Origin of the sequence: Paenibacillus sp. FSL R5-0766 (genome assembly GCF_037971845.1) — a bacterium.
In the GTDB taxonomy this organism is placed as follows: domain Bacteria; phylum Bacillota; class Bacilli; order Paenibacillales; family Paenibacillaceae; genus Paenibacillus.
The window spans coordinates 6710509-6733168 of record NZ_CP150227.1 but is presented as its reverse complement, the minus strand read 5'-3'; the positions used below and the strand labels follow the sequence as shown (position 1 = coordinate 6733168).

The 22660-nt window shown below is 45.9% G+C and carries 19 protein-coding genes; 9 read left to right on the top strand and 10 right to left on the bottom strand.

The window, feature by feature from the left end; genetic code table 11:
* Window positions 1-160: 160 nt before the first annotated feature.
* A complete protein-coding gene (locus MKY66_RS29095) occupies window positions 161-1732 on the top strand; it encodes a glycosyl hydrolase family 18 protein (protein WP_076213882.1) in 1572 nt (523 codons plus the stop codon).
* Window positions 1733-3832: a glycosyl hydrolase family 18 protein gene (locus MKY66_RS29090; protein ID WP_076213885.1), complete on the top strand. Its 2100-nt coding sequence runs from the start codon at window positions 1733-1735 to the stop codon at window positions 3830-3832.
* Between the two features lie 153 nt (window positions 3833-3985).
* Here the strand turns inward: MKY66_RS29090 and MKY66_RS29085 are convergent, their stop codons facing one another.
* A complete protein-coding gene (locus MKY66_RS29085) occupies window positions 3986-4843 on the bottom strand; it encodes an aldo/keto reductase (protein WP_076213888.1) in 858 nt (285 codons plus the stop codon).
* Window positions 4844-5039: 196 nt separating this feature from the next.
* Entirely contained in the window at window positions 5040-6254 is a 1215-nt protein-coding gene (locus tag MKY66_RS29080; RefSeq protein WP_076213891.1) for an MFS transporter, read from the bottom strand.
* A gap of 164 nt (window positions 6255-6418) precedes the next feature.
* Between MKY66_RS29080 and MKY66_RS29075 the strand changes: the two genes are divergently transcribed.
* The 3 genes from MKY66_RS29075 to MKY66_RS29065 all read left to right on the top strand — a co-directional run bounded on the left by MKY66_RS29075 (window position 6419) and on the right by MKY66_RS29065 (window position 8084).
* Window positions 6419-6814 carry a winged helix-turn-helix transcriptional regulator gene (locus tag MKY66_RS29075; RefSeq protein ID WP_076213894.1) on the top strand — a complete coding sequence of 132 codons (396 nt, stop codon included), beginning with the start codon at window positions 6419-6421 and terminating at the stop codon, window positions 6812-6814.
* A complete protein-coding gene (locus MKY66_RS29070; protein ID WP_017691614.1) occupies window positions 6811-7488 on the top strand; it encodes a TIGR00266 family protein in 678 nt (225 codons plus the stop codon). The genes MKY66_RS29075 and MKY66_RS29070 overlap by 4 nt, the downstream gene beginning before the upstream one ends.
* 134 nt (window positions 7489-7622) lie before the next feature.
* The gene (locus tag MKY66_RS29065; protein ID WP_076213897.1) at window positions 7623-8084 is read left to right on the top strand and encodes a MarR family transcriptional regulator; all 462 of its coding nucleotides are present in this window, start codon (window positions 7623-7625) and stop codon (window positions 8082-8084) included.
* A gap of 144 nt (window positions 8085-8228) precedes the next feature.
* Here MKY66_RS29065 and MKY66_RS29060 read toward each other — a convergent pair whose 3' ends face one another.
* Complete coding sequence (locus MKY66_RS29060; protein ID WP_076213900.1) at window positions 8229-9203, bottom strand: aldo/keto reductase; 975 nt, start codon at window positions 9201-9203, stop codon at window positions 8229-8231.
* Window positions 9204-9315: 112 nt separating this feature from the next.
* On the opposite strand from MKY66_RS29060, the gene MKY66_RS29055 reads away from it, so the two are divergent.
* Both MKY66_RS29055 and MKY66_RS29050 read left to right on the top strand, forming a co-directional pair.
* The gene (locus tag MKY66_RS29055; protein WP_305956071.1) at window positions 9316-10359 is read left to right on the top strand and encodes an LCP family protein; all 1044 of its coding nucleotides are present in this window, start codon (window positions 9316-9318) and stop codon (window positions 10357-10359) included.
* Between the two features lie 188 nt (window positions 10360-10547).
* Window positions 10548-13136 (top strand): DUF2339 domain-containing protein, encoded by a 2589-nt coding sequence (locus MKY66_RS29050; RefSeq protein WP_076213905.1) that lies wholly within the window; start codon window positions 10548-10550, stop codon window positions 13134-13136.
* Between the two features lie 134 nt (window positions 13137-13270).
* Here the strand turns inward: MKY66_RS29050 and MKY66_RS29045 are convergent, their stop codons facing one another.
* The 3 genes from MKY66_RS29045 to MKY66_RS29035 all read right to left on the bottom strand — a co-directional run bounded on the left by MKY66_RS29045 (window position 13271) and on the right by MKY66_RS29035 (window position 14573).
* Window positions 13271-13597 carry a hypothetical protein gene (locus MKY66_RS29045; protein ID WP_076213907.1) on the bottom strand — a complete coding sequence of 109 codons (327 nt, stop codon included), beginning with the start codon at window positions 13595-13597 and terminating at the stop codon, window positions 13271-13273.
* A gap of 56 nt (window positions 13598-13653) precedes the next feature.
* Window positions 13654-14157 (bottom strand): SMI1/KNR4 family protein, encoded by a 504-nt coding sequence (locus MKY66_RS29040; RefSeq protein WP_076213909.1) that lies wholly within the window; start codon window positions 14155-14157, stop codon window positions 13654-13656.
* Window positions 14158-14417: 260 nt separating this feature from the next.
* A complete protein-coding gene (locus MKY66_RS29035) occupies window positions 14418-14573 on the bottom strand; it encodes a hypothetical protein (protein ID WP_179088558.1) in 156 nt (51 codons plus the stop codon).
* 233 nt (window positions 14574-14806) lie between these two features.
* Between MKY66_RS29035 and MKY66_RS29030 the strand changes: the two genes are divergently transcribed.
* Together MKY66_RS29030 and MKY66_RS29025 are read left to right on the top strand one after the other, a co-directional pair.
* On the top strand, window positions 14807-15478 hold the full coding sequence (locus tag MKY66_RS29030) for an FHA domain-containing protein (protein ID WP_076213911.1): 672 nt from the start codon (window positions 14807-14809) through the stop codon (window positions 15476-15478).
* Between the two features lie 26 nt (window positions 15479-15504).
* Window positions 15505-16083 (top strand): class I SAM-dependent methyltransferase, encoded by a 579-nt coding sequence (locus tag MKY66_RS29025; protein WP_076213914.1) that lies wholly within the window; start codon window positions 15505-15507, stop codon window positions 16081-16083.
* A gap of 236 nt (window positions 16084-16319) precedes the next feature.
* Here the strand turns inward: MKY66_RS29025 and MKY66_RS29020 are convergent, their stop codons facing one another.
* The 4 genes from MKY66_RS29020 to MKY66_RS29005 form a co-directional block, all read right to left on the bottom strand.
* Window positions 16320-18167: a hypothetical protein gene (locus tag MKY66_RS29020; protein WP_076213917.1), complete on the bottom strand. Its 1848-nt coding sequence runs from the start codon at window positions 18165-18167 to the stop codon at window positions 16320-16322.
* Between the two features lie 324 nt (window positions 18168-18491).
* Window positions 18492-20771 carry a carbohydrate-binding domain-containing protein gene (locus MKY66_RS29015; protein ID WP_339806563.1) on the bottom strand — a complete coding sequence of 760 codons (2280 nt, stop codon included), beginning with the start codon at window positions 20769-20771 and terminating at the stop codon, window positions 18492-18494.
* Between the two features lie 39 nt (window positions 20772-20810).
* Entirely contained in the window at window positions 20811-21491 is a 681-nt protein-coding gene (locus MKY66_RS29010) for a DUF4956 domain-containing protein (RefSeq protein WP_076213922.1), read from the bottom strand.
* Entirely contained in the window at window positions 21484-22302 is an 819-nt protein-coding gene (locus MKY66_RS29005; protein WP_036612173.1) for a polyphosphate polymerase domain-containing protein, read from the bottom strand. Before MKY66_RS29005 ends, MKY66_RS29010 begins: the two co-directional genes overlap by 8 nt.
* Window positions 22303-22660 lie beyond the last annotated feature (358 nt).

Below are 22660 nucleotides of genomic sequence, written 5' to 3'. Positions count from 1 at the left end.
AGAGGGAAGGTCCATTTTGGTAAGGGAAGGGAGTGAAGTGACACGTAACATCAGATGGCTGAATGAGGTTGGCTCTAATCGATCACAGATCAGATGCAGGTGGACTATTGAAGCTTTTGTTTGCAAGGTGAACGTATCCTTAGTACAGGAGGGATTTTGCTTGAATCAAGCTGTTCGATTCCGCCCGGTCATTACATTTGCTTTGACATTTCTTCTTCTTATTTCGTGGTTTGCACCGAGAGTCGATGCCGCCACCCAGTGGCAGGCAGGCACTGCATACAAGAAAGGAGACCTCGTAACATATCAAAATAAAGATTATGAGTGTATTCAGGCCCACACGGCGTTGACCGGATGGGAGCCCTCTGTTGTGCCCGCGTTGTGGAAATACGTCGGGGAAGGTTCGGGAGGGGAAACGCCAACGCCAGATACGGCACCACCTTCTGTTCCTGTGGGTCTGACTTCATCCTCCATCACGGACAACTCCGTGAGTCTTTCCTGGAATGCATCCACGGATAATGTGGGCGTAGCGGGATATGAGGTGTACCGGAACGGCGTTCTTGTGACAAGTACTTTAACTACAACAGCTGTAGTCACTGGACTGACAGCCAGCACGACTTATGCTTTTACGGTAAAAGCCAAAGACGCCGCAGGCAATATATCTGCTGCGAGCACCTCCCTCAGTGTGACAACTTCCAATGGATCTTCCAATCCGGGGCCAACCGGCAGCAAATGGCTGATCGGCTACTGGCATAACTTCGACAATGGTTCAACGAATATCAGACTTCGTAACGTATCAACAGCCTATGACGTCATTAATGTCTCCTTTGCCGAACCGATTTCACATGGCAGCGGAACGCTTGCTTTTACTCCATACAATGCGACGGTAGCCGAATTCAAATCCGATATTGCCTATCTGCAAAGCCAGGGAAAAAAAGTACTGCTTTCCATGGGGGGAGCCAACGGTACCATTGAGCTCACCGACGCGACCAAGAGACAGCAGTTCGAAGATTCGTTAAAATCAATCATTTCCACGTATGGTTTCAATGGTCTAGATATCGATCTGGAAGGAAGCTCCCTGTCTCTGAATGCAGGGGATACCGATTTCCGTAGTCCAACTATACCGAAAATTGTTAACCTCATCCAAGGCGTGAAAGCGGTTAAGTCACACTTCGGCGCCAATTTCATCCTGACGGCTGCGCCGGAGACGGCCTATGTACAGGGTGGATATCTGAGTTACGGCGGTCCTTGGGGAGCATACTTGCCAGTCATCCATGCCTTGCGTAATGAGCTGACCCTGCTTCATGTGCAGCACTATAACACGGGCTCCATGGTGGGGCTGGATGGACGCTCTTACGACCAAGGGACAGCTGATTTCCATGTGGCCATGGCGGAGATGCTGCTTCAAGGCTTTCATGTAGGCGGCAGCACAGGGCCTTTCTTTAGTCCCTTGCGACCGGATCAGATTGCAATCGGTGTACCGGCTTCCCAACAGGCTGCCGGAGGTGGTTATACAACGTCAGCCGATCTGCAAAAGGCATTGAATTATTTGATCAAAGGTGTGTCATACGGTGGTTCCTATACTTTGCTCCAGCCTGCGGGCTATGCGGGGATAAAAGGGATTATGACCTGGTCAATCAACTGGGATGCATATACGAATAACCATTTTTCGAGCGCACATCGTTCATTCCTGAATGGTTTTAGCACGCAAACGACAAAGGAGGTTGTGTATTAGATGATACATTTAAATAAACACACTGCTTTCAAGAAATCCGCAAAGTTTCTCCTGGGTCTATCCCTGCTCTTATCCGTCATTATTCCTTCTTTTGTGCTCCAACCCGCTACGGCAGCAGCTGCAGATTCTTATAAAATTGTTGGTTACTACCCGTCATGGGCTGCGTATGGGAGAAACTATAATGTAACGGATATCGACCCAACCAAAGTCACGCATATCAACTATGCGTTTGCCGATATTTGCTGGAACGGCATTCATGGAAATCCGGACCCTTCGGGCCCTAATCCGGTGACCTGGACGTGTCAGAATGAGAAGAGCCAGACAATCAATGTACCGAATGGCACGATCGTGCTTGGCGATCCATGGATTGATACAGGCAAGACATTTGCAGGGGATACGTGGGATCAGCCCATTGCAGGCAATATCAATCAGCTTAACAAGCTGAAACAGATCAATCCTAGTCTGAAGACAATCATCTCCGTGGGAGGATGGACATGGTCCAACCGCTTCTCCGATGTAGCTGCGACTGCTGCAACGCGAGAGGTATTTGCAAACTCTGCCGTCGATTTCCTGCGGAAATACAATTTTGACGGGGTAGATCTGGACTGGGAGTACCCGGTATCAGGGGGGCTTGATGGTAACAGCAAACGTCCTGAGGATAAGCAAAATTACACACTGCTTCTGAGCAAAATCCGTGAGAAGCTGGATGCTGCCGGAGCTGTGGACGGCAAGAAGTATCTGCTTACAATTGCAAGCGGTGCATCGACGACCTATGCTGCGAATACTGAGCTTGCCAATATAGCTGCCATCGTCGACTGGATTAATATTATGACATACGATTTTAACGGGGCTTGGCAAAAAGTCAGCGCGCATAACGCGCCGTTGAACTATGACCCTGCGGCTTCGGCTGCTGGGGTGCCAGATGCCAATACATTTAATGTGGCTGCCGGAGCACAAGGACATTTGAATGCAGGCGTACCAGCCGCTAAACTTGTGCTTGGTGTTCCGTTCTATGGCCGTGGCTGGGATGGATGCGCACAGGCGAGTAATGGCCAGTATCAGACCTGCGCGGGAGGTTCTTCCGTTGGAACATGGGAAGCAGGCTCCTTTGATTTTTATGATCTGGAGACCAACTACATTAACAAAAACGGGTACACGCGTTACTGGAATGACACGGCAAAGGTGCCATATCTCTATAATGCAACCAACAAGCGTTTTATCAGCTATGACGATGCGGAGTCTATTGGATATAAAACCGCTTATATCAAGAGCAAGGGACTCGGCGGAGCAATGTTCTGGGAGCTTAGCGGTGACCGGAACAAAACACTCCAAAATAAACTGAAAGCCGATCTGCCTACCGGAGGTACAGTGCCTCCAGCAGATACGACGGCGCCAAGTGTACCCGGTAATGCCCGCTCGACAGGTGTGACGGCCAACTCAGTGACACTGGCTTGGAATGCTTCAACGGATAATGTAGGGGTTACCGGTTATAACGTCTATCATGGCAATAATCTTGCAACATCCGTCACCGGAACAACAGCAACGATCAGTGGACTTACTGCAGGCACTTCCTATACTTTCACGATCAAAGCAAAGGATGCGGCGGGCAATCTGTCTGCAGCCAGTAATGTTGTAACCGTGAGCACTACGACTCAGCCGGGAGGTGATACGCAAGCGCCAACTGCACCAACCAACCTGGTATCAACGGTACAAACAACATCCAGCATAACGCTGAGCTGGGCGGCATCCACGGATAACGTGGGTGTAACGGGTTATGATGTGTACAATGGAGCGGCTCTGGCGACATCCGTGACCGGAACGACAGCAACCATCAGCGGGCTTGCTGCGGATACCTCATATACATTTACGGTAAAAGCGAAGGATGCGGCGGGTAATGGTTCTGCTGCAAGCAATGCGGTGACCGTGAAAACAACAGCAGGAACGACAAATCCGGGTGTTTCCGCCTGGCAGGCGAATACAGCCTACACTGTAGGACAGCTGGTCACCTATAGCGGCAAGACGTATAAATGTTTGCAGTCCCACACTTCCTTGTCTGGGTGGGAACCATCCAATGTCCCTGCATTGTGGCAGGTTCAATAGTTAAAAAATGGGTTACAACATTTTGAATTGAAACGTGCAGTGTTAGCGAGGCTTGGCTATAGGGAAGAGAATATAACGAAAAACACCGGATACTGGCCCGGTGTTTTTTCGTTATGTTATGTCAAACAAAGCAGGCTCCAAAAAGGCTGTTCATTAGAAATCGAAGTTGTCCGGATCAGGTCCAACGCGTACATCTTCGTTCAGAGCACTGATCTGATCCATCTCTTCATTTGAAAGTTCAAAGTCGAAGATGGAGGAATTCTCAATAATCCGGTGTTCCTTGGTGGACTTCGGAATGGTAATGACCCCATTTTGCAGATCCCAACGCAGGATGACTTGTGCAACCGATTTGCCTTTGGCTGAAGCGATCGCCGTGAGCACTGGATTGTCCAACAGCTGACCTTGCATCAGAGGGGACCAAGCTTCAAGCTGGATACCATGCTTTTCACAGAAAGCCTTAAGCTCAACCTGAGTCAGTCGAGGGTGGTATTCCACCTGATTAATCATCGGTTTTACTTTGGCATCCTGCATCAAGTCTTCGAGATGATGAATCTGGAAGTTGCTTACACCGATGGCCTTAATGCGGCCAGCTGCGTACAGTTCCTCGATTGCTTTCCAGGCTGCTTTGTATTTGCCTGCCTTAGGCCAGTGAATCAGATACAGGTCCAGGTATTCCAGTCCCAGTTTGTTCAATGTGGTATCAAAAGCCGCAAGAGTCTCTTCATATCCAAGGTCTGCATTCCATACTTTAGATGTAACAAACAGTTCTTCGCGTTTCAGGTTGTTTTCTTGCAAAGCTTCTGCAATCGCTTGACCAACACCGGCTTCATTGCCGTATATTGCAGCAGTATCAATGCTTCGGTAGCCATGTTTAATCGCATTTTTCACAGCTTCAATCAGTTCAGATCCTTCTTCTACCTTAAATACACCAAGTCCGAACCAAGGCATAGAAACACCGTTATGCAGAGTTACTGTGGATTGTAAATGTTGTGCGGTTTGAGCTGTTGTCATGAGATTTCCTCCTTAAAGTGTGTAAAAATCAGTCATATTAAGCTGAATTTTTGTTGTTTTATCATACAAAATTAAATCATAGTAGATCAAATTGGGTTCAACGTATTATAGTATAATAAAATACCATATGAAACCGGTTCCCCTCGAAGGCTGGAACTGATATATATAAGAGTGAGACCTATGGTCGGAATGGAAATTAGAACGAAGCTTTCTCCATTTCGACTGATGCATGTTGATCCTTGCTTTCCAGCATTTTAGCCCAAGCGGTCAGGATTACAGCTACGAGAACCATCAAGGCACCGACCCATGTCGTGTGAATCAAACCGATGGAATCATTGATCACTCCACCCAAATAGGCACCTATAGCGATCCCTGCATTAAATGCGGCGATGTTAAAGGCTGAGGCTACATCCTTGGCCTGTGGTGCATATCGTTCAGCCAAGGTTACAACGTACATCTGAAGACCAGGCACATTCATGAAGGCGAGCAGACCCATACCCATAATGGTGAGCAGTGCTGCCAACTTGAATGGGACGGTGAAGTACATCACGCCGAGAATGATGGTCTGAATGATGAACATGTAGAAGAGCGCCTTGAGCGGGTTGCGATTGGCTGCTCTGCCGCCGATGATGTTGCCAACAGCAATGGCGATTCCGTACAACAACAGAATGAACGCTACTGTTTTCTCGGAATATCCGCTAATATCATGCAACAACGGGGACAGATACGTAAACACAACAAATGTTCCTCCGTACCCAACAGCAGTGATGGCAAAAGCAAGCAGCAAGCGTCCACCTGTAACGAGCTTCAGCTGATCCCGAAATGCCGTCCGTGTTCCTCGCTTCAACGTGGATGGCACGAGTATCAGGTTCCCGATCATCGCAACGATGCCAACCACAACAATCAGGATAAAGGCAGCGCGCCAGCCCCAATGTTGGCCGATGAGTGTACCGAGAGGTACACCGGTTACTGTGGCAATGGTAAGACCGGAGAACATGATGGCAATAGCACTCGCCCTACGGGTGGCAGGCACCAAATCGGCTGCAATCGTGGAGCCGATGGACATGAACACCCCGTGTGCCAGAGCGGACACTACTCGTGCAATGAGTAACATGGTAATGCCCGTCGATAGTGCAGCCATTGTGTTACCCGCAATGAAGACAATCATGATGGCAAGCAATAGCGTTTTGCGTGATATGGTAGACGTCAGTGAGGTCAGAACAGGAGCCCCAAAGGTAACGCCTAATGCATATAAAGTAACGGTCAGTCCCGCTGTAGTTACGGAAATGCCCAGGTCATCTGCAATAAGGGGCAGTAGCCCAACGCTGATAAACTCTGTGGTACCGATTGCGAATGCACTAATGGCCAGTGCTAGCAGTGCCCACGTGCTGCGTTTTGAATCTTGTAACATTTCTTGCTCAACTCCCCAGAATGTAGATTTACGTACCGGCAAATGCTATTATGAGTTATTCGGTATAGATTGAATAGTACGTACTTTTTAGTACCCTACGTACTTTTTGGTGCCTATACAGCATGTGACGGAGGTAATTCAATTCATCAGGGAGGAAGCAAGTAATGGTTAGAAAAAAATATAACATCTCGGTTGAAGCTACCCTAGAGGTGATCGGTGGCAAGTGGAAATGCGTCATTCTCTGTCATCTGACACATGGGAAAAGACGAACCAGTGATCTCAAACGTATTATGCCCGCAATCACACAGAAAATGTTAACACAGCAACTCAGAGAGCTTGAAAACGACGGAATCGTAAACCGTATCGTATATAATCAGGTCCCTCCCAAAGTAGAATACGAATTGAGTGATTACGGGAGAAGTCTTGAACCGATTCTCAATGCGCTCTGTAATTGGGGAGATCAACATATTATGAAGGAATACGGAGACAAATCAGCAGTTCTGGAAGATAATGGACTCAATGATTTTAACTCTGACAATAGGGAGCTGGTGCAACCATGAACTATGAGATTTTATATGATGGTGCTTTTGCGATGCTCAAGGTACATTTGCAGCGGGGAGAGCGGTTCAAGGCTGAGAGTGGTGCGATGGTATCCATGACGCCTACGGTTGAACTGAAGGGTTCAGCAGAAGGCGGGATGTTTGCCGGGTTCGGTCGGATGTTGAGCGGGGAGAAGTTTTTCTTTCAGGAACTGACGGCTGCGGGTGGGTCGGCAGAGATTCTGCTCTCACCTTCAAGCATGGGCGATGTAGAAGCTGTTGAATTGGACGGTTCCTATTCACTCTATGTGCAGAAAGACGGATTTCTGGCAGGAACCGAGGGCATTCAGGTGAATACCAAAATGCAAAACCTGAAGAAAGGTCTCTTTTCGGGAGAAGGTTTCTTCATTATTGAGATCAGCGGACGTGGAACTGTATTTCTGTCTTCCTATGGTGCCATCCATGCGATTAATCTGGCAGCAGGTGAAGAAATGATCGTGGATAACGCCCATTTGGTGGCATGGCCTCATTATGTAGATTACCGTATTGAGAAAGCTTCACAGGGCTGGTTATCCAGTGTTACAAGTGGAGAAGGACTGGTATGTCGGTTCCGCGGAGAAGGAACCATTCTTATACAGAGCCGCAATCCGCAAGGATTCGGACAATGGGTGAAGCAGTTTATTCCTGCCCGCTAATTATTTTTTTGAGAAAGAACACACAGAATTGCAACGGATATGTTTCCATCATCGTTATATGAATAATGGATTTACTTCATTAACTGACGGGTACATATTCTGTTGCATAAGGTCGCACATCATGGAGGTATGAGATGACAAGCTCAAGGTATAAAAACGCACAAGAAAGCCCGGGATATCTGTTATGGCAGGTTACATCCATGTGGCAAAAGGAAGTACGCAGGGTGCTGGAGCCCCTCGAACTGACACAACCTCAATTTGTATTATTGCACGCCTGTTTGTGGCTCAATGAACACGATGAGGAAGGCAAAGGAGTTACTCAGGTTCAAATTGCTCATTTTGCCAAGGTGGATGTTAACGTAACTTCTCAGGTTCTACGTGCGCTTGAAAAAAGGGGATTAATTACCCGCGCCCGTCATCAGACAGATACGCGTGCCAACATTATCACAACAACGGAAGAAGGAACCCGATTGGCTGTGGAGGGAATTCATCTGGTCGAGGAGTCGGACAAGGCATTCTTCGAAACTTTGGATCATCGTAAGGAAGAGTATATGGAGATCATGCAGGAGTTTCTTCGCCAAAAAACAGAGAGTTGATCCGTAATATATCTTTTTTTAATTTATTAAACTACAGAATGTAGTGGAACTGGGAAATTTTCTAATTATTAATAATTATAGCACCGCTGCAAAATACAAATAGACCTCCTGACTTCATCTTGTCGGGAGGTCTGTTTCGGTTGCTCAATCGATTCGATAGGACGCAAACGGCTCGCGGCGACGGAAAGAGTCACTGATCTGGTCCAGATCGGCCAACAGCTCATCAGGCATTGACATGTCCAGACTAGCCAGATTATGTTCCAACTGATCGGTGTGTGTAGCGCCAACAATCACTGTGGATACAGCCGGACGTGTCAGCAACCATGCGAGTGACAGCACACTAGGGGAGCAACCATATGAGGCCGCTTTAGCACTCACTTGATCACTCAGTTGGATATTATGCTCCAGCAGGAAACGGTTGAAGGACGGATCGGTGTCTGCTCTGGAACCAGAAGGCACACGGGTCTGTCCGTTATATTTACCCGTGAGAATACCACCTGCCAACGGGAAGTACGGAATAATGCCTACACCCTGATCGAGACACAACGGTACCAGTTCAAGCTCGGGTGTACGGTCAGCCAGAGAGTAGCTGGTTTGGGTGGAGATGTAGCGCACATAATCTTTCTGTTCACTGATGCCTAAAGCTTTCATCAGCTCCCAGGCTGCATAGTTGGAGGCTCCGATGTAACGGACTTTGCCGGAAGTGACCATATCGTCCAGTGTGCGCAGTGTCTCATCCAGCGGTGTATGCGGATCAAAGGTATGGATCTGGTACAGATCCACATAATCCGTTTGCAGGCGCCGCAGGCTATGTTCCAGCTCTTGTTGCAGATGGTAGCGGGAGGAACCCCGCCCATGAGGACCATCATGCCGGGGTAATCCGGCCTTGGTAGCAAGCACCGCGTTTTCCCGTCGACCTGTGAGAGCCTGTCCGATGATGCGTTCCGATTCCGTGCCTGCGTAGATATTGGCGGTATCGATAAAGTTGATGCCCTGATCCATCGCTGCATGAATAATGCGGGTAGAAGCTACTTCATCCGCGCGTTTGCCAAACGCATTGGTGCCAAGCCCCAGTGCCGACACACGCAAACCACTATTGCCTAAACGTCGATATTCCATCATTCATCGCTCCCTTTATGCTTGTTTATGTATAGCAGATTATAACGTAATCTATTGAAAACGTGTTATTAATATAGTTAAATGATTCTAAGAACCCGTTATTAAAGGAGATATGATGGAAAACAGTGCCGCACATTTAACAAGACGGAAGCCGAAGAAACCAAAGAAGAAATGGAAGAAGCCATTAATCATCACCCTAAGTGTGCTGCTTGTGTTGGGAGGACTCGGATTTATCTATCAAAAGCAACTCGTCGTGTTTGCCTTTAATATGTTCGCTTCAGCTACGGTGAAGGAAGCCTTGGATGACTCCTTTGTACCAGCGGGCGATAAGGATGCCCCTGTCGTGGAACATACGGACCCATTCTCGCTGTTGCTGCTAGGGATTGACCAACGGGATAACGAACCAAGCCGTTCGGATACCATCATCTATTCCGTCGTGCGTCCCGAAGATAATAAAGTGCTGCTGCTGTCCATTCCACGTGATTCCTATACCGAGATTGTCGGCCGGGATGTGAAGTCGAAGATCAACTCAGCGTATGCCCACGGTGAAGCCAAGATGGCGATGGACACGGTGGAGAATTTGCTGGGGAACAAAGTGGATTTCTATGCCGCGATTAATTTTAACGGGCTCAAGGATATTGTTGATGCGGTGGGTGGTGTGGAACTGCCGATCAAGAAAAATATTGAGAACAAATCAAAAGCGCATGAAAAGCTGTTTGTCGAAGCGAATAAACCGATCTATAGCGGCGAAGAAGCGCTTGGATATGTGCGTTACCGGGAAGATTCCGATTTCAATCGGACGATGCGTCACCGGATTTTTTTAAGTGCCTTCATGAATCGTGCGCTGGAAGTCAAAAATCTGACCAAGATCCCGGATGTAATCCAGATTGCCGGATCGAATTTTACAACTAACATGACCTCGGACTTTATCGTGAAATTTGCCGAGTCCTTATATATGAAAGATAGCATACCAACGATCAGCAATTACATGCTGAAGGGTGAGGGTGCAACGCACAGTGGCACATGGTACTACGATCTGTCGGAGGACGATCTGCAGTATGTGCGTGGCATGATCGCCAGTTGGCTGGACCCTGATGCGACCGAGATAATTGAGCCCGAGTCAGCGGACCAATCAGAGACGAGTGATGCGGCATAAGCATCCATTCTTGTGCAAAGCTCATATGAATGTAAGTCGGGAGAAGCGGCTGCTTCCCGGCTTTTTTGCGTTTGAGATCCTACGGATGAAATATTGCACAGATATATCTAATGTTTAAACCTCTTTTTATGGCATACATATAGTAAAATATAGGGAAAAGATTAAACATCGACCAACGGAGGAAGCTCATGAAGGAGTTTAAGGAACGGCTTGGGCAGGTTCAGGAGCAGCAGAAACAACTGGCGAAGGAGTATCACGCCTTGCTCCAGGAGTACCAGTCCGATGACCTGATTGTTAAGAATGAACAGTTACAGGAACAGTATGAAGCACACAAGCTCAAGCTGCGACAGCTTGAACATCGCTCGCGCAAGATGGAAGAAGAGAATGCACGTCTTCGCATGGCGTTATCTGAACAGATGCTGGATGAGAAGCTGAATCTGATCCGGGTATCCCGGGAGAAGATGGAGACCTATTTTCAAGGGAAAACAGCGGTACATCATGATCGAATTGCATTCCATGAACATCGAACCAAATCCAATCTGAACGCGCTATACAACCAGGCAACACAGGAGTTGCAAGAGGATTCCCACGAGGTGAAGGAAAGGATTTCTTACCTTGCCGCAGAGGTGAATGAGCGCATTGAATCGCACAAGCGGGCCGTACGGGAGAGAGAAGAGGCTCTACGTGGGCACATGGAGCGTGGATATGAGCAGATGGCGGAGGAGGGATTGAGCGAAGAGACCATTCAGCGCCGGATCAAGCAGAATCGCATGGAGATGAAGATTGGACTTAGCTGGATCAACAAAGTAGCCATCCTGCTCCTCATTCTGGGGGTTGGAGCAGCGTTCCAATACTCGTACTCAACCTGGTTTAATGACGAGATGAAGAGCGGAGCCTTTTTCCTGCTTGGTGCTCTGATGCTGGCTGGAGGAGAGTTGCTGTTCCGACGCAAAAAGCAGACGTTTGCGATGGGGCTGCTCGGCGGCGGGATCTCCGTGTTGTTCGGCTCCGTCTTCTATAGTTACTTTTTACTGCATATTATCGGGTTATATACGGGACTTGCCCTGTCTGTATTGGTATCGGCAATCTCCGTATTGTTGTCCCTGAGGTATCAGTCGAAGACCATCTGTTCATTGGGTCTGGTAGGCGGATATCTTCCGTTATTCTCGTATATGTTCTCGTTCGGGCTTGAGGGCCCTGCTGTCTATGTAGCCATGATCTATCTGCTGCTCTTAAACGGTATTATTGTGTTCATTTCGTTTGGCAAACGGTGGCCGGTTGTGCACTATATCAGTTTTCTGTTCAACACACCGTCCATGCTCATCCTCTTGTGGCTGTCGCCAAGTGAGAAGATTGGCATGTTGTATTCCATTGTGACGTTTGCATTATATCTGGGCATTACACTGGCATATCCGTTCAAACACCGGATGAAGTTAACCTGGTGGGATTTCGCTCTGCTCGCCATGAATACGAGCATCAGCTGTCTGATGTTATACGTGTTATTTGATGTGGCGAATTGGAATGATGCTCAGGGCTTGTTGGCTTTGATCTTCTGTCTGGTATATCTGGGCCTCGCACGATTCGTTCAGCGTAATATGGCTCAGGAGAAACAGACCATTCTGCTCTTCTATGTCACTTCCCTGACCTTTGCCATTCTGATTATTCCGTTCCAGTTCGGGGCCAAGTGGTTATCGATGGGTTGGTTAATCGAAGGAGTTCTGTTGGTTACGCTTGGACATCTGAAACGACTCAAGTCGGTGGAACGTGCCGGATGGGGCATCGTGCTGCTATGTTTAACCACTTTTGTTTACTATGATCTGCTGACGCTACTCTTCATCGGGGAACGTTCTTACTTTATGTTAAAATACTCCAGCATCACGCTGGGAACCTTGCTGATTACACTGTATTATGCCTGGGCAGTTCACAGCAGCTCATCTTCCAGAGAGAGATTCAAATACAGCCAACTGGAGCAGGGCTTCCTAAACGGATTCAAGTATGTGACACTTGCCAATCTGTGGTTATACGTGCTGTATGAATCGAATGAATTGTATACCAGAGCTGTGGATGGGACGTTCCTGTTATACATGTTCTACAAGTTACTCATGTTCGCAGCTCTCACGATTGCATTGGCCTATGGTTTGAGCAAAGTGAAGTTGTTGCGTGATCAATACGTGCAGGTGTATACCACCTTCTTGCATGCTATTGGCTGCTGTATTGCACTGGCCGTAACCTTAACCATGCCAGCGCTTCAGCCGGAAGTTCAACAGCATACGGCGGCGGAGATTGTTGGTTTGCTGGTGTTAATTATCTTTAACGTAGGGGTATTCTTTGCAGGAAGGGATCTGCTAATTGCAGGCATCCGCGGGCAGTTCAAGAGCATTGAATGGTACCCGGTTATCGCAGGGGTGTATCTGCTCGGTGTCATCACCGTATTCCTGACGATTCAGTTCCAGTGGGGTGATGTGGGGCTGATGTTCAGCCTGATCTATCTGCTGCTCGCGATTCTCTATATTGCCTATGGATTCCGTAGAAAATATGTCATGATTCGGCGTCTCGGCCTGGGACTCACGTTGTTCGCCACGGGTAAGATGGTGTTCTATGATGTGGGGATGCTCACCTCGGGCAGCAAAATCTTTGCCTATTTCAGCTTTGGCGTACTATTGCTTGGGATCTCTTACCTGTATCAGAAGGTGTCCAGCCGGATGGAGGAAGTACAGTCCAGAGTGACAGCGAAGCCTGACGACGAGCCGACTGTGCCGGAGGAAGAAGTAGATTGATGTAATGATTCTAATTCCAGTCCATGATGTGTGTGGGCGGTTTGAACGGACGTTCTTGCTGGTGTATGTTCTTGTTTGAACTAACATGGAAGGACTCCGGATGTGTTTCATATCCAGAGTTCCTTCACAATTCTTTATTCCTTGTTCTTTATCTCTTCGACGACTTGAAAGCCGTTTGCTTTTCCATTAAGATATCCTTGCTCATAGAAGTCTATCCCGTCAGGGGTTATAGTTACTGCAACTGTCTCCGGATCATTCTCTACGGGTTGTGCAACAATATATCCTCTGTCTAGCAGATATGAAATTGCCCTGTACTTTTCTATGTTTTCCTTTTGATAGAATCTATTACTCGGTAAAAGCACCGCAGAATTTTCAGTAAACCAAGCTGAATATATTTGCTCCGTAATATCGTATCTTTCTTGTATTCTCTCTTTAATTTGAAGCTCTCTTTCATCGAGCATACTCACACCTCCGCAAATTAAGCTATAATTACGGGTCAGACTGCTGATCATATCTTTTATTCTTCAAAACTACGCTTTGTTTTCCAATACCAGAACTTCGATCCTTGAGAGATTATAAAACGTTCTAACCATGTCTCAAAGTTACTGTAAAAAGATCCCGTATGTTCAACAGAATATAAACTCTCACAAAGCAACAGATATTGCTCATTACCTGAACTCCAAAGCTCTAAATCTATTAGGATTCGATCATCAAGAATATTGGCGACCACAATCTTATTATCTGATGCTTCATTGTAATGTATAACATCTTGGGCTGAGTATAAGAAGCTCTCCCCGCCATATTCGGGGTCTTCGAACAAGGAGGCTCCATTACATAATCGTAAAAAGCTTATGTAATCTGGAGGTAATGGAGTAGAAAAATACTCGGAAAGCTCTTTAATTTTATCTTCGGATGCACTTGGTTTGAATTTATTCATAACAGTCGTTTTCCCAGTAGGAGCAAGTATTTCAATCTGACCTTCATTTTGGTCCGACCATTCCTTAAATGCTTTAATTAACATCTATATAGCTCCTCCTCAAAAAAACTGACTTTACAGATTTCTGTAAAATCAGTTTATCATATTACCCGTTTTACGTACGGGCAGTTTATGATTGAAATCATGCAATCATCTATACTTTCGGCTTTATTTTTCAATCCAAAATGAGGCTCCGGGCTGCTGTGACCAGCAATCTGGGGCCTTATTGATGTGAGTCTATGGCTTAGCCTAATATGACATTCGTGAAACGTTTTGCGCGGAGATCACGTTATAATAGAGTAGACTTAGGGTTGGATCTTCATTTGTAACCATGAGGTTTCGGCAGCTGATGTGCCTTTCAGTGATTCTCCGCGATCATCATTCATACGGGAGAGCACGGTTAATGTCATGGACAGGGCAAAGGCGAGCAATACGTATATGAAAACATTTTTTTTGTTCATAGGAAGGTACCTCTCTTGTTGAATGAGCTAAAGTAGACATCCGGCCGTCATGAGAAAAAAAGCACAACGTCTGGTATAGTAGAGTGAGTAGAACCGAACAAAAATCGTTCCTGTATACCACTATATTGAACTATAGCGGTGCAAACAATGGAACAAATCTGATGAATTTATCATTATTGTTATGAAATGTTTATAGAGATCGAGTGAGTGATCATTGAAGGTGGGAGAATAACATGCGGGAGACGGCAAAAATCGTCATTCGTACGCCAGGACAGGAAAGTGACGGCTCATTCGCTTATGTAAGCCAGGGGCGCTCCATTACGGTGGGACGTTACACAGGCGGAAGTGAATTGGACTTGTCTGTTTATAATCAGATGATATCGAAGCGGCATTGCCGCATTCATTATGATGTACAGCAACAGTTATGGATCGAGGATCTGGATAGCAAAAATGGAACCGAACTGAACGGGCAGCGCCTCGTTCCCTATGAGAAATATCCGTTTGGTGAAGGAGACAGCCTGACGTTGGTGAACGGCTTGATCCAGCTTCGCACGGAAGGCGATCTTGGAGAGACGAGGGAATATCGTGTGTCGGATCTGCTGGGTGAGGGCGTACGTTTACTGGATCACCTGCAAACCGTACAGATCGGCGAAGTGGAGATTCCGCTGTCCAAGAAGGAGTATCAGCTGTTCAAGCTGCTGTATAGTCAACTGGACCACTTTGTGACAAGGGAACAGATTGTGGCACAGGTGTGGCCGGAGCGTAGTATGCTGGAGAGCGAAGCGGTAGGGATCGACGAGATTAACTCGCTAATCTATCGGACGAATCGTAAGCTGGGTGTACACTTTACCATCAAGTCCGTTTATAAAAAAGGTGTATATATGAAGCCTCATGTGCCGGAATGAATGAGTGATAACAAAGGGATGAGTTCATGTTCATCATTTACCTGATTCCATGGCTGATTGCCGTGGTGACATTGATCGGTGTCATATCCATCGTACTCGTGAGTTGGAAAAACGGGATTTCCCCGATGCCCACATCCAGTCGTGTCAGACAGGTGGTCATTCAGGAGGTAAACCGGATTCCAGGGTACGGGGATGTGCTCGAAGCGGGCTCTGGATGGGGCGCATTGGGATTGGATGTTGTAAGACACTGCCCTGGTAAAAGGCTGACCGGGATTGAGAATTCGATCATCCCCTTATGGTCTTCCCAAATAATTGCCTATCTCAGTGTTCGCTTACGTCGAGCCAAGGGAAACAAGCACTCTCTCAAGGGCAGGTTGCGCTTCATGCGCGGAGACATCTACACCAGTTCCTATGAACATGCAGATTGTGTGATTTGTTATCTGTTCCCGGGAGCCATGACCCGGCTTCTGGACAAGTTCAATCGAGAGCTTCCACCGGGTGCCAAGGTGATTAGCATCTGTTTTGCGCTGCCAGGAAAAGAACCGCTACGCACCATTACATGCCGGGATGCCCTGCGCACCAAGGTGTATGTCTACACGTTTTGAGTAGGGTAGTAGAAACAAAAGATGAGTCCTGTTGAATCGGAGGCCACTGGAAAAGTCTCTTATAAAAAAACGTCAAAAAAACGAGCCTCTAGAATTGCTTCTAAGGCTCGTTTCGCGTTCAGGAGTCATAATTTGGCCGGCGCCCTAAAGTTTAGGTGTTTTCGAAATAGAGGTAGTTTTTCAGTGCCCTCGTTGAAATCGTTGGATAAGTCTCATCTTTTTTGATAGTAGCCTCACTATATGAGTAAAGATTTTGTTCTAAGCAGGTCTTTATAGGATGTAACTTTATCTATACCGGTAATTAATTTTTTATAATCTTTATAGCTTTCTTTTTTAATCTTAACCAATTGGTGCAATGAATTATCTGGTTGTAATGACATGGAGTATAATATGTCATCCAAAATTAGCTTTAAATAAAAAGAAATTCTTTCATAGATCTCTTCGAAAAAAAAATTATCCACATATGCTTGGTGTGTTAAAATATTCCTCAATCTATATGCACGAGATAAATCACATTCAATCTGCTTTTCCAATTCATTTAAATATTCATGAAACCAAATTTTTCTTCCTCTTAACTGCATATACTTGTTTAGAAGTCCGATATATCGTTGGCTCAAAGAATCTTCAGGAAACGCGGAAATAGCTTCGCTTTTATATTCTGCAATAAACTGGAGTAGGTAATGAAGCTTGATCTCTTTACTTTTTTTATCAATTGAATCAGCTCCGAGTTTTTCTTGAACGAATTGTTTTAAAATTGTATTTCCTGCCTGGTTTTGCTTAACGAGTTCTCTGGACCTGAATACGAGGCTTTTTAAATAAAACTGTGATAAATATGGAGTAGCATACTCAATAATGCCTTTCCTTTTATTCGTAGGTTCAGTTATGAAGAGATATTCCATTAAACTCCACATAGCTACTAATCCGGTTTCTTTGGGTGAATCCTGAATCACACGGCACCACTGTAATAGTTGATCCAGTCCTTTATATTTTCCAGTTGATTTTGAACTCATGTTAATTTTGATATATGTATCGTTTCGAGTTACCTGAAGTCCGTGCTGGGCAACTTCTATAATAGGATCAGTGTTAAGTTTTTTACTGCTAACATCAAATACTAATGCCTGGGTAAAATTCCCAGGATTATAAAGTTTGTGACGGTTTTCAAGCGTAAATAACCTTGTTATAGAACTAAGTTCTTCTCTGGCTGTATTTATTGCGGCAACTTCATCTGTTGCACTTAACTTTATGCGTGCAATATGAGTATCCTTTTTAAAAAATTCAATGATAGGGGCTTCATGAACTTGGTGCACATCGTAAACCTCGTCCATCATCAGTCTGGCGCGATCAGGATCATCAAAAAAAGTTAATGGTCCATCCGTTCCGATTAGACTATTGTAACCGTCTGGCAGTCGAAGGGGGATAAAACATTCGAAATTCCTTCTATTCTTGATACCTAATTCAGAAATCCGTTCTAATTTTTTCAGGAAGCTTATTTCTCCATCACTGACAAGTACGCCTTGTCCCCACCTATATAAGTACTGCTTATGGTGGCCTTCAAATATAAGTTCACTCATTAACAACTCTAAATAATTATCGATTTGCTCAAAAGATAACGAGGGCTTGGACAGATCTTGGGACAGTAACTCTACATACAATTTAGGAATGTTTGTATTTTCAAGTTTATTTAATAGACCTTTAATCAGAGTAAGTGGAAGTTCTAACATGCGATGTTTATCTAGCCGATTTACATGTTGTAGGAAAGATTCTTTTTCAGTCAAGAACAGCTCTAACCTGCCTATAACAAGGCTCCAGTCTTCTTTGTATCGACTTTCAAATATTTTATTCCTTCTCAAAGTAGAAGTAACTTCAGAAAAAATTTCAAATACATTGTGCTCATATAAAACCTCTGTTTTATAATTCTCAACGATTTGAACAGCTTCTTTTAAAACTGCCCGTACACAAGGATACGATAATTTTCTGTAATGAAGAGGACTTTTCTCAAATAGTTCTCCCCACCTATGTATGAAATAAGCTTGATGAGGCAAGAGTGTCGGACTATAACCTTGTATAGAGTTAATTTTATACATTAAACACACTCCTATTTATTTTAAATTGGATGTTGCATATTTGAGAAAATGGCATATAATAAGATATATATAGCTAAACTAGACACGGGACTTGAAATATTCTGCGATTTTCTTTGAGAGAAAGCAGAATGGATCTGGTCCCTTAATTTTTTTCTTATGTTTTCAATTATACCATTTTTTTCAGTTTGGATTATAAATTTATAATGTTTTTTCTTGAAACAAATGAAATCCACAAGTGATGTGTATGAGACATCTACTTGTGGATTTTTTAGTACCTATTTTCATAATGGATGTAGAGTAAAATCCTTTATGATTTTATGAAGATTATTGACTTGTATCTGTATCTGTACCGGATTGGGATCTGTTTCTGCCGCCTCCAAATCCGCCTTGACCACGGCCTCCTCCTGGACCACCCATACCTGAATTGGCAGTGGTTACACCAGATTCATTGACCCAAGTTACATTGCTTGTCGATTGGAAGGCAACCACTTGAGTTCCACCGCTATACGTACCGTCTGTGTAGAGTCCATCTACCGCTTTACCTGTAGACGTACCACCGGAGTAGATCACGTATGAACCATCTTTCGCAAGATCCGGGGAGCTGACAACCACGGTTTGATAATCTTTTGCCGGAGCGAATGTCAGAATGTTGTTGCCTTCGCTATCTTGTACATGTACAAGTGTTCCAGCTTTTTGCGTTGCAGGGAATGTCATCACAATGGTATTTTGCGTAGACGTATCGGATGTTCCTTGTGCCATACCAGAGCTTCCGGCAGCCACGAGGTATCCACCGCTGATTTCAAATGTACCGTCATAATCCAATGCTCCGTTGCCGTTATCCGTTGGTCCGTTCACAATAACCGTACCACCAGTCATGTTAATGGAACCATTGGAATCCAGTCCGTCACCACCTGCGTTCACAGTGAGGGAGCCGCCGTTAATGTGGAACTCGTTATTGCTCGCTGCCGCACCGCCCATACCGCCCGGTCCACGTCCTTGCTGAGTAGTAGCTGTACCTTGGGATGCCTGATCGGTAGTCGAGGTTGTACCTGTCGTTTCGGTTACAGAGATGTTCGATGTCGTTGTTGCATCGGTTGCTGTATTCGCAGCTGTTTCCGTCTCGCCACCTGCAGCATTGACACCATCATCGGATGCCGTTACATCTACATCCCCATCGTTCAGGGTGATGATTGCCCCTTCAAGCCCTTCGTAGCTCTTCACAATCGTAATGGTTCCGCCGTTAATCGTCAGGGCCTGATCGGCATGAATGCCGTCATCACCGGATTCGATGTTGAATGTTCCGTCGTTAACTGTCACGTTATTGTTGCTGTGCAGGGAATCATCCATGGAATCAATGGTATACGTACCGCCATTAACCGTGAGGTCTGTACCTGCTTTGAGTGCTTTGGCGCTTGTGGACTCGGTTGCTGTAGTTGCAGTGTCCGCATCGGCATTGTTATCCGTTGTTGTTGTTGTTGTTGTGTTGGCAGAGTTGGATGGTGCTGGATTCGTTGAATTGGACGGTGCAGCGCCGTTCGTAGAAGTACCTGCATTCGTACCGCTGTTATTAGGCATCTCTGGCATATCCGCAGGAGGTTCGCCATCTGGTGGTGTGCCCATATCTGTTGGAGGTGTGCCGCCACCCCATCCACCGCCACCGCCGCCAAACGGACCTTCTTCTACTTTGGCTGGTGCATTGGCGCTACCGCCGCCCGTTACAATGTTGTATGTGCCGCCATCCGCAACAAGTGCGGTTTCGGCTTGAATACCATCGTTGCCACTTTGGATATCGAAGGTACCTCCTGCGATAGCAACGTAACCTTTGGTGGTATCTGTGTCATTGGTTGATTTAATGCCGTCGCCTTCGGCTTCGATGGTAATTGTACCCGCTTGAATGGCGACCATATCTTTACCTTTGATCCCGTCATCGGCTGCTTTGACGCTGATGCTACCACTAATGATCTTCAGATCATCCTTGCTCGTAATACCTTCATTATAGTTACCTGTGACGGTCAATTGACCTGCACCATTGAATGTAAGATCCGCTTTACTGAAGATCGCAGCATCCGGCTCGTCTGTCGTAGCGTCGGCGTACACATACGTTTTACCATCGGAAACGGTATTCTTGGTTCCTTTTTCGAGTGTAATCACCGCTTTACCAGCCTTCTGAATGTAGATCGCGGCGCTGTCGTTATCATGAATGGTTGCTCCGTTTAATACGAGATGCACAGTATCCTTATCGGCAACGTTAACCACGATCTGGCCATCCGTTAGCTCACCGCTAAGTACATAAGTGCCTGCTTCCGAGATGGTTACTGAGCCATTCGCTGCTTTAGCGCCCGAACCGGTCACGGTTGCAGTTGTTCCGTTCAGTTTAATCGCTGTGGAATCTGCCTCACTCCAGCTAATATTGGTATCGTCCGCATCCAGAGAGACCAGATCCGCGTATTTTACAGAAGTTTGCTCGCTGACAGATACCGTTTTGGTTGTTCCTGTCGTTGACGTTGCGGCATTGGCCGTTGTGCTTGTGGTTGCTGGTGAACTACATGCGGCGAGTAGGCTGGTAATCATGGCGATGGACCAAAGTTTGCTACCTGTTATCATGTTTTTCTTCATATTAGATCGTTCCCTTCGAATTAAATATTAATATTCCGTTGTTGGACTCATGGTTAATGAGATATCCAGGTTGCCGTTCCGTGTGCGGATCGCATCGAGGAATTCCTTTTGGCTAACACTTTCGTGAATGGTTACACTGTAGACCAGCTCATACAGACTGCCGAGTTCAGTGGTTCTGATTTTTTTCAGATCAAAAGGTACGTTGAATTTATGGAACACTTCATTAAGAGCTTCTTCATAACTCAAGTTTTCAGGGATGGTAACTTTCAGCGTTTTCAGCTGACTTTTCTTGCCACCAAAGTTGAAGCGACTCAGGACAAACATCAGTACACACAGGATAATGGTGAACAGCACCGCGTATCCAAAAGCGCCTACACCGCAGGCAAGACCGGAAGCCATCGTGAACAATACATAAGCAATGTCCTTTGGATCACCAGGGGCACTTCGGAATCGGATGATCGAGAAGGCACCTGCCAAGCTGAATGCTCGTGCGATGTTGCTGCCGATGAGCAGGATGATGATGGCGACAATGACGGGCAGAACAACCATCGTTAAGGTGAAGCTCTGAGAGTATGTGTTTTGGTTAGTTTTCATGTAGGTAAGGCTGATGACCAATCCCAGAATGATGGCAAGACCAATGGTGATGACTGCGTTGTTAAACGTCAGGTTGGTATCGGTTAGGGCTGAACTGAATAGTGAATCAAGCATATAGGACACGCTCTCTTTCTATAATCGTTTTATCTTGTTCTATGGATGGGTTGAAATCGGTACCTGGTACAAGAATCCGCTCTGTCTGGTAATTCAGGTTGGTTGTTCTCGCGAGATGTCTGAACTCGTTGCCGTATTTAGAGAATCCGGTACGGTACAGTCCATGTTCGGACAGCAGTTGTGACAGCCACATCGGAACGGTTTTCTCGGCTTTCACTTCCATCAGCCATCGACCGTCCTTCACCAGCGGCTCACCGTAATCTCCCTGTTCCAGCTTCAGATCGTATCTGCGGCTGCGGATGTTGGTGTCAAAGGTAATGCGGAGATCGCGGCTGTTCTTGTCGAAGAGCGCTTTGCGCTCATACGCCAGATATACTTTCGGTTCCAGATCGTATACCCGAAGGAAATATTTGATCTCTTCGACAACCTGTTTATTCATGTAATCCGCCAGCTCCGGCGCCTGTCCCGAACGGACGAATTCGTAAGCTTCATCCAGCTTCAAGGCTGTTCTGCGTTTGTTCACCAGGCCAAAGACTTTCTTTTTGATCTCCAGATACACTTTGGCATTCTCTTCAGGTATTCCATAAGCCCGCAGTCTCAGCTTCTCCTTGTATTTTGGTTTGGAGAGACTGGCGCGGATCAGCGAATCTTGTGGAGTGTCGAAGTACAAGTTGCTGATGGAGTAATACTCATGTTTCTTGTTGTAGGCATCCAGCTCCATGTATTTCAGCAGGTCATTGTAGAAATGTGCGTACTGCTCATCCGTCAGAAGGTACTTGCTCTCATATCGGTTGAATACTTCGATAGCCATGTGGGACTCAGTCCTTTCGTCTGTGGGTTGTATGTTTTGTTCCATCGTGTATTGCTTCCATGTCTGTATCTTAGAGCCCCAACCTTGAATGAATCTTAAATGGTTTTACATTGCGTTAACATTTTTTTACCTTCCTATAATATAAAAATTGAACTAAACATTTACACGAGAACGGAGAGGACAGAAATAACCTGAAAAAGCGGAGCGTTCGCCTTTATCCCTGGATTTTCACCTCTCAAAAGGGAATCAAAAAATCTGGGGATAACAGCGATTGGAAGGTTATTCTGTCATCGTAGTGGCAAGTGTAAATATTCTTTTGTTCAGTTTATATAGTTGCTGCCCAAAAAAATATTAAGAT

Coding starts and splice junctions, on each gene's coding strand:
- MKY66_RS29090 (WP_076213885.1), top strand. CDS start 1,733: ATGATACATTTAAATAAACACACTGCTTTCAAGAAATCCGCAAAGTTT.
- MKY66_RS29085 (WP_076213888.1), bottom strand. CDS start 4,843: ATGACAACAGCTCAAACCGCACAACATTTACAATCCACAGTAACTCTG.
- MKY66_RS29080 (WP_076213891.1), bottom strand. CDS start 6,254: ATGTTACAAGATTCAAAACGCAGCACGTGGGCACTGCTAGCACTGGCC.
- MKY66_RS29075 (WP_076213894.1), top strand. CDS start 6,419: ATGGTTAGAAAAAAATATAACATCTCGGTTGAAGCTACCCTAGAGGTG.
- MKY66_RS29070 (WP_017691614.1), top strand. CDS start 6,811: ATGAACTATGAGATTTTATATGATGGTGCTTTTGCGATGCTCAAGGTA.
- MKY66_RS29065 (WP_076213897.1), top strand. CDS start 7,623: ATGACAAGCTCAAGGTATAAAAACGCACAAGAAAGCCCGGGATATCTG.
- MKY66_RS29060 (WP_076213900.1), bottom strand. CDS start 9,203: ATGGAATATCGACGTTTAGGCAATAGTGGTTTGCGTGTGTCGGCACTG.
- MKY66_RS29055 (WP_305956071.1), top strand. CDS start 9,316: ATGATGGAAAACAGTGCCGCACATTTAACAAGACGGAAGCCGAAGAAA.
- MKY66_RS29050 (WP_076213905.1), top strand. CDS start 10,548: ATGAAGGAGTTTAAGGAACGGCTTGGGCAGGTTCAGGAGCAGCAGAAA.
- MKY66_RS29045 (WP_076213907.1), bottom strand. CDS start 13,597: ATGCTCGATGAAAGAGAGCTTCAAATTAAAGAGAGAATACAAGAAAGA.
- MKY66_RS29040 (WP_076213909.1), bottom strand. CDS start 14,157: ATGTTAATTAAAGCATTTAAGGAATGGTCGGACCAAAATGAAGGTCAG.
- MKY66_RS29035 (WP_179088558.1), bottom strand. CDS start 14,573: ATGAACAAAAAAAATGTTTTCATATACGTATTGCTCGCCTTTGCCCTG.
- MKY66_RS29030 (WP_076213911.1), top strand. CDS start 14,807: ATGCGGGAGACGGCAAAAATCGTCATTCGTACGCCAGGACAGGAAAGT.
- MKY66_RS29025 (WP_076213914.1), top strand. CDS start 15,505: ATGTTCATCATTTACCTGATTCCATGGCTGATTGCCGTGGTGACATTG.
- MKY66_RS29020 (WP_076213917.1), bottom strand. CDS start 18,167: ATGTATAAAATTAACTCTATACAAGGTTATAGTCCGACACTCTTGCCT.
- MKY66_RS29015 (WP_339806563.1), bottom strand. CDS start 20,771: ATGATAACAGGTAGCAAACTTTGGTCCATCGCCATGATTACCAGCCTA.
- MKY66_RS29010 (WP_076213922.1), bottom strand. CDS start 21,491: ATGCTTGATTCACTATTCAGTTCAGCCCTAACCGATACCAACCTGACG.
- MKY66_RS29005 (WP_036612173.1), bottom strand. CDS start 22,302: ATGGCTATCGAAGTATTCAACCGATATGAGAGCAAGTACCTTCTGACG.